14 protein-coding genes are annotated in these 16,220 nt (G+C 43.6%); 1 reads left to right on the top strand and 13 read right to left on the bottom strand.

Features of this window, described 5'->3' with window-relative positions; genetic code table 11:
• Positions 1-27: 27 nt before the first annotated feature.
• From WMO62_RS09145 to WMO62_RS09195, 11 genes are all read right to left on the bottom strand, one after another.
• Positions 28-1,491: a sugar ABC transporter ATP-binding protein gene (locus WMO62_RS09145; protein WP_349144507.1), complete on the bottom strand. Its 1,464-nt coding sequence runs from the start codon at positions 1,489-1,491 to the stop codon at positions 28-30.
• A 128-nt stretch (positions 1,492-1,619) separates the two neighbouring features.
• Positions 1,620-2,630, bottom strand: a complete 1,011-nt coding sequence (locus WMO62_RS09150; protein ID WP_349144489.1) for a sugar ABC transporter substrate-binding protein — start codon at positions 2,628-2,630, stop codon at positions 1,620-1,622.
• 89 nt (positions 2,631-2,719) lie between these two features.
• A complete protein-coding gene (locus tag WMO62_RS09155; protein ID WP_349144490.1) occupies positions 2,720-3,679 on the bottom strand; it encodes an alpha/beta hydrolase in 960 nt (319 codons plus the stop codon).
• An 18-nt stretch (positions 3,680-3,697) separates the two neighbouring features.
• Positions 3,698-4,687 (bottom strand): LacI family DNA-binding transcriptional regulator, encoded by a 990-nt coding sequence (locus WMO62_RS09160; RefSeq protein ID WP_349144491.1) that lies wholly within the window; start codon positions 4,685-4,687, stop codon positions 3,698-3,700.
• Between the two features lie 380 nt (positions 4,688-5,067).
• Positions 5,068-6,093 (bottom strand): zinc-dependent alcohol dehydrogenase, encoded by a 1,026-nt coding sequence (locus WMO62_RS09165; protein ID WP_118627532.1) that lies wholly within the window; start codon positions 6,091-6,093, stop codon positions 5,068-5,070.
• Between the two features lie 21 nt (positions 6,094-6,114).
• A complete protein-coding gene (locus tag WMO62_RS09170) occupies positions 6,115-7,047 on the bottom strand; it encodes a transketolase family protein (protein ID WP_117499942.1) in 933 nt (310 codons plus the stop codon).
• A 1-nt stretch (position 7,048) separates the two neighbouring features.
• Positions 7,049-7,879 (bottom strand): transketolase, encoded by an 831-nt coding sequence (locus tag WMO62_RS09175; protein WP_349144492.1) that lies wholly within the window; start codon positions 7,877-7,879, stop codon positions 7,049-7,051.
• A gap of 140 nt (positions 7,880-8,019) precedes the next feature.
• On the bottom strand, positions 8,020-9,297 hold the full coding sequence (locus WMO62_RS09180; protein WP_117499940.1) for a TRAP transporter large permease: 1,278 nt from the start codon (positions 9,295-9,297) through the stop codon (positions 8,020-8,022).
• Between the two features lies 1 nt (position 9,298).
• A complete protein-coding gene (locus WMO62_RS09185) occupies positions 9,299-9,772 on the bottom strand; it encodes a TRAP transporter small permease (RefSeq protein ID WP_117499939.1) in 474 nt (157 codons plus the stop codon).
• 74 nt (positions 9,773-9,846) lie between these two features.
• A complete protein-coding gene (locus tag WMO62_RS09190) occupies positions 9,847-10,926 on the bottom strand; it encodes a DctP family TRAP transporter solute-binding subunit (protein WP_117499938.1) in 1,080 nt (359 codons plus the stop codon).
• A 253-nt stretch (positions 10,927-11,179) separates the two neighbouring features.
• Entirely contained in the window at positions 11,180-11,905 is a 726-nt protein-coding gene (locus WMO62_RS09195; protein ID WP_117499937.1) for a FadR/GntR family transcriptional regulator, read from the bottom strand.
• A gap of 257 nt (positions 11,906-12,162) precedes the next feature.
• Between WMO62_RS09195 and WMO62_RS09200 the strand changes: the two genes are divergently transcribed.
• Positions 12,163-13,140 carry a threonine aldolase family protein gene (locus WMO62_RS09200; RefSeq protein WP_349144493.1) on the top strand — a complete coding sequence of 326 codons (978 nt, stop codon included), beginning with the start codon at positions 12,163-12,165 and terminating at the stop codon, positions 13,138-13,140.
• 117 nt (positions 13,141-13,257) lie between these two features.
• On the opposite strand, the gene WMO62_RS09205 is transcribed toward WMO62_RS09200, so the two are convergent.
• Positions 13,258-14,007, bottom strand: coding sequence for a hypothetical protein (locus WMO62_RS09205; protein WP_349144494.1), 750 nt, complete (start codon positions 14,005-14,007; stop codon positions 13,258-13,260).
• A 121-nt stretch (positions 14,008-14,128) separates the two neighbouring features.
• On the bottom strand, positions 14,129-16,216 hold the full coding sequence (locus tag WMO62_RS09210; protein ID WP_349144495.1) for a PTS sugar transporter subunit IIABC: 2,088 nt from the start codon (positions 16,214-16,216) through the stop codon (positions 14,129-14,131).
• Between the last annotated feature and the right edge of the window lie 4 nt (positions 16,217-16,220).

Here is a 16,220-nt window from a genome sequence, read left to right on the forward strand (position 1 = left end):
TGGTCCTTTCTATTTATGTTTCATTTATCAAATGTTCACCGCATATCCCATGATTTTCTCCTGAGACAGATCTTCCCGTTCAAGAACTGCAGATATTTCACCACTTCTCATGACAATGACCCGATCACTCATATTAATGATCTCTGGCAGTTCTGAAGAAATCATGATAATTGCCATTCCCTGCTCTGCCAGTTGATTCATCAATTCATAGATTTCTGCCTTTGCACCAACATCAATACCTCTTGTAGGCTCATCCATGATCAGGATTCCCGGATTTGTTGCCAGCCATCTGGCAATCACAACCTTCTGCTGATTACCTCCTGATAAATTCTGTATCAATGTTTCTCTGGAAGCCATTTTAATAGAAAGCTTCTCTGTATAATCATCTACAATATCTTCTTCTTTTTTCCTATTTACAAATACACCCTGAATAAATTCTTTCAATATACGGATTGTCATGTTGAACCGATTGGACTGAAATGCAAACAGACTCTCTTCTCGACGGCTCTCCGGTATAAATCCTATTTTCTGCGCATAAGCCTGGGAAGGTTTTTTTATGTGGATTTCATTTCCATATAACTCAACAGTTCCAGCAGTCATCTCATCAAAGCCAAGAATTGCCTTGATTACTTCTGTCCGCCCTGCTCCGACTAATCCAGAAAATCCAAGAATTTCGCCTTCTCTTAAATCAAAAGAAACATCCTTCACATAATTGGATGATAGATGCTTTACTGACATTACGACCTTTCCAGGTTTTCTATAAGTACGGGTGTAATAATTGGTCATCTCACGTCCAACCATAAGATTTACAATTTCTTCATTGGTCACATCACTTACATTTGCCACTGCTACAGACTGTCCATCACGAAATACCGTTACACGGTCACATATCTGCTCCAACTCAGAAAGTCTGTGTGATATATAGATAATTCCAATTCCTCTTTTCTTCAAAGACCGGATATTCTCAAATAATGCATCAATCTCTCGATCAGAAAGTGAAGATGTAGGCTCATCCATAACGATAATTCTGGCATTAAAAGAGACGGATTTGACAATCTCCACCATTTGCTGCTGTGCGACCGTCAACTCAGCTACCTTATCTTCTGCACGGATTCCTGTCAGCCCTAGATCATCAATAAACTTCTGTGCCATCTCGTACATTTTTCCATAATCGACCATTCCGCCCTTCACTGGCTCCCGATTCAGGAAAATATTTTCCGCCACAGACAGATACGGCACAAGCACCAATTCCTGATGAATGATATTGATTCCCGCCGCCTTTGCATCTTGGATTCCATGAATGCCTGCATCTTTACCATCAATCAGGATTTCTCCCTCATCCCTTGTATAGATACCGCCAAGGATATTGATAATTGTTGATTTTCCTGCACCATTTTCTCCAACCAGTGCCATCACTTCGCCTGCTTTCAGCGTAAGATCAACACCCTTCAGTGCATAAACACCGGGGAAGCGTTTATGTATATTTTTCATTTCCAGCAAGTATTCTTCCACGGCTGTCCCTCCTTTATGAAAAAACGCATGCCTCCCGTATGGTCAGGCCCATCAGAAAGCATGCGCTCTTTTACTCAGACTACTTTACTCATAACCGTTCTGTGAAATTAGTCCCAGCTCTCAAGATCATAATCTTTGATGTTATCAGAGTTGATCATCCACATCTCAACCTGAGCTTCTTTATCTACAGTCTCACCCTTTGCAAGTTTAATTCCTGCATCCAGGGAAATCTTTGCAAGGTCAACCGGGGAATATACCATGGTACCGGTCATCTGTCCATCAGCAATAGACTGTTTTCCTGCCGGAGATCCATCAAATCCAATTACAATACAATCAGCTTTGTTCATCTGTGCACAGGTACCATAGCAGGTAAGTGCAGTATTATCATTCAGGCAAAGGAAAGCACTGATTTCCGGATTACCGATCAGCATATCTTCTGTGTAAGAAGCGATCGCGGAAAGGTCTGTACAGTCTTTCTCAACGATTGTTACATCGTCTCTTCCTTTATCTTTCAGAGCATCTCTCATACCAGTAAAACGATCTGCGATAACAGACAGCTGTGAATAATTCAAAGCACCAAGAGTTGCGTCTTTCTCAAGCTTCTCTGCCAGATATTCACCTGCAGTATAACCAGCAGTATAGCAATCTGCAGTTACGAAGCAGTCAACCATATCCTGATCTGCTTCATCAACCTTAGAGTCCGCATTGACGATCTTAACACCTGCATCTTTTGCAACCTTCAAAGCATTTCCAAGTGCTGTATAGTCTGCTGGAAGTACAACGAGTACATCAATCCCCTGTGCCACAAGGTCTTCAATCTGAGATACCTGATTTGCCGGTGTGGAGTTCGCATCTGTTACAGCAACCTTCGCTCCTGCCGCTTCTGCTTCTTCCTTAAAGGTGTCAGCAAACTGAACTGCCCATGTCTCTGTCTGGTTATGCATTGCAAGTCCAATAAATACTTCGCCGTCATCTGCCGCAGCTTCATCTGCCGCATCGGTTACGTCTTCTGTTGTGGTCTCTGCCGGTGCATCTGCAGATGTGTCTGCTGTCTGACCACATCCAACCAAACCAAAACACATGGTTCCAACAAGTAACGCTGCTACTAATTTTTTCATAGTACCCTATCCTCCCAATTTTTTTGTTTGATACTATATTTTAGTATATGACAGTTCCATCCGTATCATATACCAGTTACCTAAAGCTTTTACTTCTTCAGAAACGCACAGATCTGATCTAGCGCTTCAAATGTTTCTGAATAGGTTCTTAAAATAAATGCATGAGGCATGCCTTCATAGACTTTACACTCCACCGGTACTCCTGCATCCTTTAACCGTTTTGCATACATCAGTCCGTCATCCACAAGTCCATCGCATTCTGCCTGAATAAACAGTGCTTTCGGAAGCCCCTCCAGATCATCTGCAAGAAGCGGTGATGCATATGGTTTACCTGCGTCTGCTTTGATATCTTCAAAATAGGAAGTCAGAACTGGCGTCGGATGTTCTTCTGTTCCGCATACAGAGCCATATACTTCCAGTGATTTCTTCTGAACTGCCTCTGCTGCATCCGTTACCGGATAGATCAGAATCTGTCCGTATACCTCGAATTCCTTCCGGTCTCTCGCCATCAGTGCCATTGCCGCTGCAAAGTTGCCGCCGCTGCTGTCTCCACATACAAACAACCGATTCTCTACTATTCCAAGCTGTTCCTTATGTTCAATTGCCCATTTGCATGCCAGATAACAATCTTCCAGTCCCCGCGGAAACTTATATTCCGGTGCAAGTCTGTATTCCACATTGATTGCTACCACTCCTGCTTCTGCTGCCAGATAGGATGGTACATAATCATGGGTTTCCACACTGCATGTCATAAATCCTCCGCCATGAAAAAACATCACTACCGGTAATGGTCCTGTTGCATTCTTTGGCCGGTATATTTTTACCGGTATCTCATATCCGTCTTCCGCAGTAAAGGATTCATAATGCTTTTCCAGTTTGTCATCTTTGGAATACGGCTGTGTGATTCCATGATAAAATGCAGCCTCTTCTGTCACGATCTCTTTTCTTCTTGCCGGATCAAAACCTGTAAAGAAATCCGGTTCCAGATTCACCTTTGGATTTAATGACCCGTATTTAATTTTCAACAGCGTTTCAAACTTTTTTTCCATATTCCTTCCCTCCTGCCTTTAACCGGAACTGCGTACTCTCATTTCATATGGCAATTCCTTTGAATATAACGGTTCCCCATTCGTAATATGCCGGATCAGCATCTTTGCTGCTTCTTTACCCATTTCATATGCTGGCTGTGCAATTGTTGTCAATGGCGGTGATAAATATTTTGCAAACATCACATCATCCAATCCAACAATTTTTATATCCTCTGGTATTTTCCATCCACCTTCTGATAATGCCTGTATGGCTCCTGTTGCGATCAGATCATTTCCGCATACCAGACCATCTATCCTGCAGATTCTGCAGATTTTCTGGATTCCCTGATATCCGGTCTCCTCATTATAATCATTTTTAAAAATCATGGCTGAATCGACGGTTCTCTTATATTGCTTTAATGCTTTTTCGTAACCTTCATATCGATAGTCCCGCTCTTTACCAAGATTGGCAGATATAAATGCAATTTTCTCACAACCCTGTTTAATCAATCTGCAAGTGGCATCATAAATCGCTCCCATACAGTTCACATAGATCTTGCCAATATTTTTTGAATTGGTATCAATTCCTCGGTCCACTACTACAACCGGTATATTTCCAATCAGTTCCTTGGAAAAGACACTTTCTCTCGTTGTCTGTGTAAAAATAAGACCGTCTACCATCTTCGACCGAAGGAATGAGATACAGCTTTCTTCTCTGACTACGTCATTATCTGTATTACAGAAGACAACTGCAAATCCGTATTTCTTTGCTTCATCCTCGATTCCTCTTGCAATCTCCGGGAAAAACGGGTTACTGATGTCAGGAAGTACAAAACCGATGGTATTGGTCTTTTTTTCTTTCAGTCCTTTTGCAATCGCATTGGGACGATATCCGCTGCTCTCTACTAGTTCCCGGATTCGTTTTCTTGTCGCTTCGCTGATATGTTCATCTCTTCCGTTTACAACCTTTGAGACTGTTGCAATTGATACGCCTGCTTCCTGTGCCAGTTGCTTCAAGGTCTTTTCCATTCGTTTGTCCCTTTCCAGTGCAAAGGTAAACGTTTACCTTACCTTACTTAGCAGTTTCATGAAGAAACTGCTATTTACGTAATCGTTTAACTTGATTTGATAATATCACATTTACCATTCCGTTACTATTCACAATTTATCCAAATTTATTTTCAGTATTTTGTGTGTTTTAACGGTAAAAGGCATTCTTTTTTCCTGATAAGAAATAGAAGCCATTGCTATAAGATCATAAAAATTCCCACTAACTAAATATAGCCGTCATGTTCCTGGCAAGTAAAATGACGGCTATATATGGGAATTGTATGGCATATGTTTCCGAGGGCCTGAGGGTTTGCCCTCGGAAATCAAGGTACTATCTTTACTTTTTATTTTTCTGTTACTTAAAACTTCAGCATCACTTTGACTACCGGCTCGGTACGCTTATCAGCCATCTCCATAGCAGCAGTAAACTCTTCGATCGGATAGATCTTAGAGACCATCTTCTTGCTATCGATACGGCCTTTCGCCATGTTCTCAACTACAACTTCATAATCTTTACGAACATACATGTTTGATCCAATCAGAGACTGCTGTTTTACCTGAATCATGTTGTACGGGCAACCAGTTCCATTTGGAATAACTGCGATCTCGGAGATCACGCCACCTTCTTTGGTGCATTTTGACGCGCTTTCCACAACCGGAGCATTACCAAATGCAAGGAATGTAATATCAACACCTTCACCATTGGTCAGCTTCTTAACTTCTGCTTCCAGATTCTCTTTCATACTATTGATGGTATATTCGCATCCCAGTTCTCTGGCCATTTCCAGGTTATAGTCTACAACATCGGCTACGATGATCTTGCTTGGGTTGCAAATCTTAGCACTTAAATATACACCAAGTCCGATCGTACCTGCTCCGATGATCAGAATATTCTGTCCGATAGATACGTCACGTTCACGAACTGCATGCATACCAACTGCGATTGGCTCGATCAGAGCACCTTCCTCAAAGGAAACATCATCGCTCAGATGTACAACTGTTTTCTCTGGAACTACTACATACTCTCCAAAAGATCCGCTCCAGTAGGTAGCACCCAGAATTTTCTTATTTTTACAAATATTGTATTTCCCAATACGACACTGCGGACAATCGCCACAGCCATACTGCGGCTCTGCGGTAACTCTGTCACCGACTTTTACGCTCGTTACATCGGATCCCACCTCAACAACGATACCTGCAAATTCATGTCCGGAAACCAGCGGCGGAACTCTCCACGCATGTTTTCCATGATAAGCATGTACTTCTGATCCACAGATTCCTGTCACAACCACTTTGATCTTTACATCCGTTGATTTCTCAATCTGCGGTTCCGGTACTTCTTTAAAATATGCCTTTCCAGGCTCTTCAATAAATCCAGCTCTCACCTTACGGATCCTCCTTTTACCTTACCACTCACCTTTGGCAAGCTCAACAATATTCTCAACAGTGATTCCGTTGATTGCCAGAAGTCTCTCATACGGAGCAGACTGACCAAATTGATCCTGAATACCTACACGTTTTACTTTACCTTTGCCTGCCTCTGCAACAACTTCACATACAGCACCGCCAAGTCCATTGATGATATTATGATCTTCTACGGTAATGATCTTACCAATGTCATTGATACATGCTTTTACTGCATCAACATCCAGTGGTTTGATGGTGTGCATATCAAGTACTCTTGCATGGATGCCTTCTGCTTCCAGTTTCTCTGCTGCTTCAATCGCCAGACGAACGGTATCTCCGTTTGCGATAATCGCTATGTCTTTTCCTTCTTTTAACTTATTGGCTTTGCCAATTTCAAAGGTTGCGTTCTCATCATAAATCACTGGAATAGCATCTCTGGTAAATCTTAAGTATACCGGTCCGTCAAATTCAGCTGCTGCTTCAACAAGACGACGTGCTGACCAGTAATCTGCAGGCATAATGATCGTCATGTTGGGGAGAGTTCTGAGAACACCCATGTCCTCAATACACTGATGGGATGCACCGTCATTTGCCGGAGTAACTCCACCATGAGAGCATGCAATCTTAACATTCAGCTTCGGATAACAGATCTCCTGTCTGATCTGCTCACACATACGAAGAGAACCAAATACTGCATAAGTAACAACAAATGGAATCTTTCCGCAGGTAGCAAGACCTGCTGCAAGACCTGCTGCGTTCTGCTCAGCAATACCAACATTCACATGCTGCTCCGGGAAAGTCTTTGCAAACTTGGTAGTCTTACAAGATTTTCCGATATCTGCGTCTACAACATAAATGTTTTTATTTTTTCCACCCAGTTCAACAAGCTCATCTCCAAGGCCATCTCTGGTTGCGATTAATTTCTTTTCCATCCTAGATTCCCTCCTCAAGTTCTTTCATTGCAAGGGCATACTGCTCATCATTCGGTGCCATGCCATGCCATGCCAACTGATTCTCCATGTAAGATACGCCTTTACCTTTTACGGTATGAGCATTGATGAATTTCGGTTTTCCATCTTTTGCTGCGTGGATCTTGTCAAAGGTTGCCATAATCTCTTCCATGTTATGACCATCGATCTCATAGGTATCATAACCAAATGCATCAAATTTCTTGGTAAAATCAAGCTGCGGCATAATCTCATCCGTTGTGCCATCAATCTGCAGTCCATTATTATCAATTATGATTACCAGGTTATCCAGATGATATCTGTATGCAGCCATAACTGCTTCCCAGATCTGTCCTTCATCTGCCTCGCCGTCACCAACGACAGCATATACCATGTAATCTTTTCCATCTCTCTTACCTGCCAATGCCATTCCGACTGCACAGGAGAGTCCCTGTCCCAGAGATCCTGTAGAAATATCAATACCTGGACATTTGTTCATGGACGGATGTCCCTGAAGTTTGGAGCCTTCTTTACGAAGTGTATGAAGATCTTCCTCCGGGAAGAATCCAAGGATACCAAGTGCTGAATACTGAATCGGACACACATGTCCTTTAGAAAGTACAAAACGATCACGATCCTCCCAGCGTGGGTTCTTCGGATCCACATTCATCTCTCTGAAGTAAAGGTCTGCCACGATATCTGCGATAGATAAAGATCCTCCCGGATGTCCTGACTGCGCCTCATAAATCATAGTTACAGCTGTCTTTCTGAGCTGTTTTGCCTTTTCTTTTAATTCGGCCGCGCTGATTGTTTTCATTTCTTCTCCTCTCCTTTTGCATCCAACATACTTACATGGGATGTTGAAGCTTAAAAAAATTTGATTTTGTATGATAAGAGTTCCATTCAGATGCCAGGACCCCCTCCTGGCCATCTGAATATTTCTCTTGCTTCAAGTTCCTATCCAAGCAGATTCGGCAGGAACATTGAGATTATAGGTACATAAGTTGTAAGTAACAGTGCCGCGATTGATGCTACAATGAATGGGAGAACTGCTATGGATATCTCTTTCAGTGAGATCTTTGCAATACCACATCCAACATACAGGTTTACACCTACAGGCGGTGTAACCATTCCGATTGCCATGTTTACGATCATGATACAGCCAAGGTGGATCGGATTGATTCCAAGTGCTGTAGCTACCGGAACCAGAATCGGTACCAGAATATAGCATGCGGAGTTTGCATCGATAAAACATCCGGCGATCAGCAGGATGATATTAACGATCAACAGGAAGATGTACTTGTTACCGCTGCTGACGGAGATCAGTACGTTACTTGCCTGTGCTGCCAGACCGGTTACGGTCAGGATCCATGCAAACAGACTTGCGGTTCCTACAATAAACATAACGACTGCTGTCTGAGATACAGAATCTGCAAGGATTCTCGGAACATCTTTGAAAGTGATCGTTTTGTAGATAAACAATCCTACAAAAAGTCCATAGATTGCAGATACTGCTGCTGCCTCAGTCGGTGTGAAGATACCACCATAAATACCACCTAAGATGATAACTGGCATCATCAGTCCCCAGAATGCATCTTTGAAGGACTCCCATCTCTCTTTCCAGGTTGCCTTCGGCAGAAGCTGTAACTCACGTTTTCTGCTGACCCACATCATGGCAACTACCAGTAATACTCCCATGAGGATTCCAGGTACGATACCGGATGCAAACAGAGATCCAACAGAAGTACCGGTGATAGAACCGTAAATAACGAATGTAATACTAGGCGGAATAATGATTCCGATTGCTCCGGCTGTAGACATCAGGGCCGTTCCGGAAGCTTTGTCATAACCTGCCTGAACCATAGCCGGGATGATGATCATACCAAGTGCTGCTACAGTTGCAGGACCGGATCCTGAAATTGCTGCGAAGAAACAGGAAACGATCACACACACCAGTGCCATACCACTTCTCTTGTGTCCCACAAGGCTTCGACAGAAATTAATCAGTCGTTCAGAGATACCGCCCTCTGCCATAATGTTTCCACCAAAGATGAAGAACGGAATGGCAAGAAGTACGAATTTACTTGTCGATGAGTACATATTACTCGGTACCATTGACAACGGTAATTTTTCATATAACAAGGTGATGATACTCGACATTCCAAGTGACAGTGCGATCGGAATGTTCAGAAAGAGTAACAGGAAGAATGAGCCAAATAAGATTAACGCTACCATATTAGTTCTCCTCCTTCATCGCTTTGAGTTCTTTTGCAGTCAACTGGAGATAACGGATGATAAGAACTGCGCCGCAGATCGGGATCCACATTCCATACAGCCATTCCGGCCACTGCATACCTGTTGTTTTCTGTCCTAATACATACTCCTGCTGTGCCATCAGGAATCCAAAGTAAACCAGCACAGCTCCAAATGCAATACCCAGAAGGTTACCAACGATCTGACAAACAATCTGAGCCTTCTTCGGCATCATATCTGTAAATAATGTCAATCCCAGATGTGCGCCTCTCTTTGCAGCTGTAGCCGCACCACCCACGCTGATGATCACCAGACCTACACAGGTCAACTCCTCTACGAATGGCATGGAGCTGTGCAGAATGTATCTAGCAAACACATTAATACAGGTCAGAATCGCCATTACAAATAATAACAATCCACAGAAATTATCTTCGATCTCGGCGAAAAATTTCTTCATTCTGTTCTTCTCCTCTCTTGATCTGCAGCCTGCATGTCCGCAGGCTGCAGTCTCGTTGTTTCCTGATTCCTTACTTATTCAACACCGAATGCTGCACAAGCTTCTGCGCCGTAGATTCCTTTGTACTCATCGATCAGCGGCTGTACAACTTCTTTGAATGCTGCCATATCATCTTCGGTAAAGGTATAGATCTCGCATCCATTCTCGTTAGTAAATTTGTCAACCAGAGTCTCTTCATTTGCAATGATCTCCTGGTTCATGGTCTTGGTAGCTTCCTCCACACAGTCACGGATAAGCTGCTGTGTATCCGGAGTCAGTGTATCGAATTTCTTAGCATTTGCCATGAAGGTGAATGCTTCGTATGCATGTTTGGAAATACTGATGTATTTCTGTACTTCCTGTACGTTCGCAGAATTGATAGTACTTAAAGAGTTGTCATGTCCATCAATCGTTCCCTGCTGAAGTGCAGTAAATACTTCAGACCAGGACATTGCCTGCGGAGATGCACCAAATGCAGTATAGAATGCGCTGAAGAAATCACCACCTGGGATTCTCATTTTCAGGCCTTTCAGATCTTCCGGTTTCTCAATCGGATGTTTGCTATTGGTCATTGCTTTGAATCCGTTATGAACTGCTCCTAAGTAGTACAGGCCTTTGGTCTGAAGTACGGAATCAATGTACTCGCCACCTGCTCCGTAGAATGCATCCTCAGCTGCCTGATAATCTGAGAAAATCCATGGCAATGTACTTACCATCAGAGTGTTATCAAGATTCGATATAATACTGGTGGAATGAACATCCAGATCTACAGTTCCATCGCAAAGCATCTCAAGTCCCTTGGACATATTTCCACCTGCTAACTGATCATTCGGAAATACTGTGACTGTTACTTTTCCACCTGATTTTTCATTTACCAGCTTTGCAAATAAATTTGCTGCCTTCGTATCATTTGCCTGATCGGTTCCATTACAGCTGAGTCTTAACGATACCGTGTCAAAATCACCCTCTACTACTTCTGCTTTTTCTGTGTCTGCTTCATCAGTTGCTGCTGAAGATGCTGAAGTATCTGTTGCTGTGCTTCCACCACCACATCCTGTTGTTGCCCCTACTACCAGACAGGCTGCCATTAATAATCCAATCACTCTCTTTTTCATTCCCCTTCTCCTTTCATACCAACATGGGATGTTCTGATGATGCTAGTGTACAACACCGTCCAGGCTTTGTCAATTCGCTTTATCATTTTTGTATATATTACACTATCTTATTTGTTTTACTTTGTTCAATTTTCATATATATCTTTGTTATGCAATTAACAATATCTCGTCATTATACCATATCAAGCATTTTTTGCACAAAATAAACACCAATGATCGCCCCCATTCAATACATTGGTGTTTACTTTTTCTATTATTTGTAAATATCTTTCCAGTAAAAATAACTGTCGTTGATTGCCTGATACAATGCATTCACATTGTCACCGTTGAGTTTTTCCAACAAATTCTTATGCGTAAACTCAAGATATTCTTTATCACCCTTTTCAATAACTTTCTCGATCGTCTTCTTTCTGGAAGCTCTGGTCAACTGTATGATCACATCATGGACAACCATTACTAATGAATTCTCTGTAGCCTCTGCAACTTTTTTATGAAACTCAATATCCGCTTCAAGGATTTTTTCTACATCCTCCGGTTCTCTTTTTAACTCCTTCAAAAGCTTATCACAGCTTTTACTGATTGCTTTATAGGATTCCGCTGACATTCTCTGTTCCATTAGAAGTGTCATGATTCCATTTTCAATAATTTTACGCAATCCTATCAAATCATCATATGATCCTTCCTTTTGAAGAATCACTTGATAAATCATAGGATTAATAATCTGTGTGGAAAATCCGTTGCACACAAACGTGCCCTCTGGTCTTCTGATCTCCAACACCCCATATGCTACCAGAATCCGTATCGCTTCCCTTACTGAGTTTCTTCCCACTTGTAGTTCTTCTGCAAGTTCTGGTTCCGTTGGAATCTTATCACCCGGCTTTAATTCCCCTTCTATAATGGCACCCGTTAATCTGTCAATGATAATCTGTACAACAGATTTACTGCTGACAGGTGCCAGATATCGTTTTTTACCCTCCAAATAAATCCCCCCTATTGTTAAATATAGTTATTGTGTATATTATACAATTACGGTCTGAGTATAACAAGCTCTTTGTCAATTTTTTCACCAACATTTCCTTCAGCAATGAATTTCTCTTCAAAAAGCAAAAAAATTTCCCTCAATTCTCCCCCACTGTGCTAAACTGGAGAAAGAGTTTTTTACGGAGGAAAGTTGTTATGTTATCATTTCAGAACGATTATCAGTAAGGCGCACATGAGAAGATCCTCAAGCGTCTGATGGAGACGAATCTGGAACCGCAGTCTGGCTATGGTTCCGATTCCTATACAGAGAGTGCAAAGGAAAAGATTCGGAAGGTCTGCGAATGTCCACAGGCGGATGTGTGGTTCTTAACCGGCGGAACCCAGACCAACCAGAATGTGATCGATGCCATGCTGCAGCCGTATGAAGGTGTGGTAGCTGCATCCACTGGTCATGTAAGTGTCCACGAGGCAGGAGCGATCGAATTTACTGGTCATAAAGTGCTGACCATTCCTCAGCATGAGGGCAAGATCTACGCAGAAGAGTTGGAGAGCTACTTACGAGGATTCTGGGAAGACACCGATCACGAACACATGGTATTTCCGGGCATGGTCTATATCTCCCATCCCACCGAGTACGGAACCTTATATACCCGTTCTGAGCTGGAAAATATCTCCGCCATCTGCGAAGCTTATGATATTCCACTCTATCTGGATGGTGCCAGACTGGGTTATGGTCTCATGAGCGACAACACCGATGTGACTCTTGGCGTCATCTCCAGCTGCTGTGATGTGTTCTACATCGGCGGAACCAAGGTAGGTGCACTCTGCGGCGAAGCCGTAGTCTTTACCAAGGATAACACACCAAAGCATTTTCTGACTCATATCAAGCAGCATGGAGCTCTGCTGGCAAAGGGACGACTTCTGGGAATCCAGTTTGATACCTTATTTACCGACGACCTCTATTTTCTGCTTGGCAGACATGCCATCGATATGTCCGAGCTGATGAAGAATGGTCTGAAGGAGCGAGGAGTTCCGTTCTATATTGACTCCCCGACCAATCAGCAGTTCCTGCTGCTGACCAATGAACAGGCAGAGCGGCTGAAACGTCAGGTGCTCTTCTCCACATGGGAACGACCGGATGAGATGCATACAGTGATCCGACTGGCTACCAGCTGGGCAACCACGGAAGAAAATGTGCAGAAGCTGCTGCAGGTATTCGATGAGATCATGTAACAGTTATGCAGCATCGTTTCAAAAATTTCTTACATAATACAAAACCGGGAGTATATCTTTTTGAAGATACACTCCCGGCGTTTTTATTCTACCATTTCTTAAATAATCGACTGCTCTTTATCCCTGTGCCAGCGCGTCTGCTGAGATCGGCTCGATGGTATAGGAATCATACTCTAATTCATTCTCATACCAGCCATCGTACAGAAGACCTGCGTTGACTACAAATTCCTGTCCGTCACAGATATCGCCGATAGACGCCGTCTGTGTTCCGACCAGCTGATCTCCGCTGTAATAGGATACCAGAAAGCTTGCCATACTCAGATCCTGACCGGTCTGATTTTTACATTTTGCAATGATCTGGTCTGTTGCGATCTTTGCCTGCTTTTCAACAATCAGTCCTGACGGATCTACTGCTGCTGTGCTGTCTTTTTTCATTCCGGTAAACAGTACTTCCAGATGATCATAGTCTCCAGGTGCCAGTGCCGGAGCGATCCGCATAATCTGCTCACCTCCTGCCATCACTTCACTGAAGCTCACACCCTGATAATAGTCCATGATCTCATCATCCGCATTGTAAAACAGGATATCCGCACTCACATAAGAATAACTCTGGTCAGACACATTTTTCAGAGTAAAGGTCTGATCTCCCAGATCCGTCTGTGCAATGTCATAAGTAAAAGCATCTGCCGCGATTGGTTTGTACATATAGATGCCATCCCCTTCGCCAGTCTCTTCCTCCGTAACATATGCATCAGGACTTTCCTGCGCTTCTGCCGTATCAACATCTGCTTTCTTATTGCTGCATGCAGTCATGATCAGTGCTGCTGCGGCCAGCATTGCCAGCAACATATATTTTCTTTGTTTCATGTTCAGATCCTCCTCGTGATAACTCTCAGAGCCGTATTTGCACGACTCTGAATATCATCATTATACACAAGAACTTTTTCCATGAAACCACATTTGCCCATTCTTAAGAAAAATTAAGGTGTCAGGCTTTGACTGTCAGAACTTCTGTATCCTTCGTAGCCGCACCTGTTCGTACTTCACCGATCTCTTCGCAGTCATCTGTGTTGGTCACCACAACTGCCGTTGTCACCGGATAACCTTCACCTTTGATAAGATCCATATCAAACTCTGCCAGCAGATCACCTGCTTTCACCTGATCGCCGGTCTTTACCTTCACATCAAATCCTTTACCGTTTAATTTAACCGTATCCATTCCGATGTGGATCAGCAGTTCCACCCCATGTTTGCTCATAAGGCCAATGGCATGTTTGGTATCAAAGACGGTTGTCACTTCGCCGTCCACCGGTGCGTAAGCCTTTCCTTCCGACGGTTCCACACCAAAGCCTTTACCCAGCATTTCTGAAGAAAATACTGCGTCCGGCACTTCTGACAGTGGAATAACCGTTCCGTTCATCGGGCTTTTGATCTCCTCTCCGGAGCTCACCTGGGAGCTCACCTGGTCAGCCGCAGATGTCTGTAAAAATGCTTCCAGATTGGTTTTCAGTACCGCTACCTGCGGACCATAGATAACCTGGATTCCTTTTCCTTTCAGGATCACACCTCTGGAACCGCTTTGTTTGAGCAATGCTTCCTGTACTTTCTCAGGATCTTTGATGGTACAGCGAAGTCTGGTGGCACAGCAGTCCACATCTTCAATATTGGCTTTTCCGCCCAGACCTGCAGTGATCAGTGCAGAGACTTCTGCTCCCTTCACACCGGATTCCTTTGCAGCATTGTAATCTGCTTTGGTGTACAGTCTGGTCTCTGTATCCTCATCTTCCCGGCCCGGAGTCTTCAGATCAAATTTGAGGATCAGGAATTTGAAGATACCGTAATACAACAGGAAATAAATGATTCCCACCGGAATGATCCGAAGCCAGCTGGTCTTTGCATTTCCCTGAAGGATACCGAACAGGAACAGATCCAGAAGTCCGCCGGAAAATGTCAGTCCGACAGCAATGTTCAGAATATGAGCGATCATATACGCTGCACCTGCCAGGATCACCTGTACTACAAACAGCATAGGTGCTACAAACAGGAAAGAAAACTCCAGCGGCTCTGTGATACCGGTTGCCATACATGCCAGTGCTGCTGAAAGCAGAAGTCCGCCTGCCTGTTTTTTCTTCTCCGGCTTTGCAGTCTGGTACATAGCCAGTGCCGCACCCGGCAGACCAAAGATCATAAAGATAAACTCACCGGAGAAATACCGACATGCATCTGCGCTGAAATGAACGGTAGACGGATCTGCCAGCTGGGCAAAGAAAATGTTCTGTCCGCCTTCAATCATTTTTCCTGCCACTTCCATGGAACCGCCCACTCCCGTCTGCCAGAACGGAAGATAAAATACATGATGCAGTCCAAATGGGATCAGTGCACGTTTGATGATTCCGAAGATCAAGGTTCCCAGATAACCGGTTCCTGTTACCAGTCCGCCAAGTGCATAGATTCCGTTCTGAACCACCGGCCACACAAAGAACATGCCGATACCTACCAGTACATATACAACCGTGCTGATGATCGGAACAAAACGGCTGCCGCTGAAAAATGCCAGCGCACTTGGCAGTTCAATCGTATAAAACCGATTGTGAAGTGCCGCTACACCAAGTCCTACAATAATACCTCCAAAGACACCCATCTGCAGTGTCTGGATACCTACAGAGCTGGTGATAGTTCCCTGAAGAACAAAATCTGCGATACTTCCATCATCCAGGATCTGTCCGCTGTTGACCAGCATAGCATTGACTGCCGCATTCATGGTGAAATAAGCGATCACAGCAGAAAGAGCTGCAACCTCTTTTTCCTTTTTGGCCATACCAATGGCACAGCCTACTGCAAAGATGATCGGCAGATTGTCAAACAATGCGCTTCCAGCTTTGCTAAGTACAGTCAGGAACATATTTAATATGGTTCCCTCTCCCAGGATTGCCTGCAATCCATACGTATCGATCATAGTTGCATTTGTAAAAGAACTTCCGATTCCGAGCAGCAGACCTGCTACCGGAAGCACAGCGATGGGCAGCATAAAAGAACGGCCTACCCTCTGTAAAACTCCAAAAATCTGATCTTTCATTTTT

The organism is Hominiventricola aquisgranensis (assembly GCF_040096225.1).
Classification (GTDB): Bacteria; Bacillota; Clostridia; order Lachnospirales; family Lachnospiraceae; genus Hominiventricola; species Hominiventricola aquisgranensis.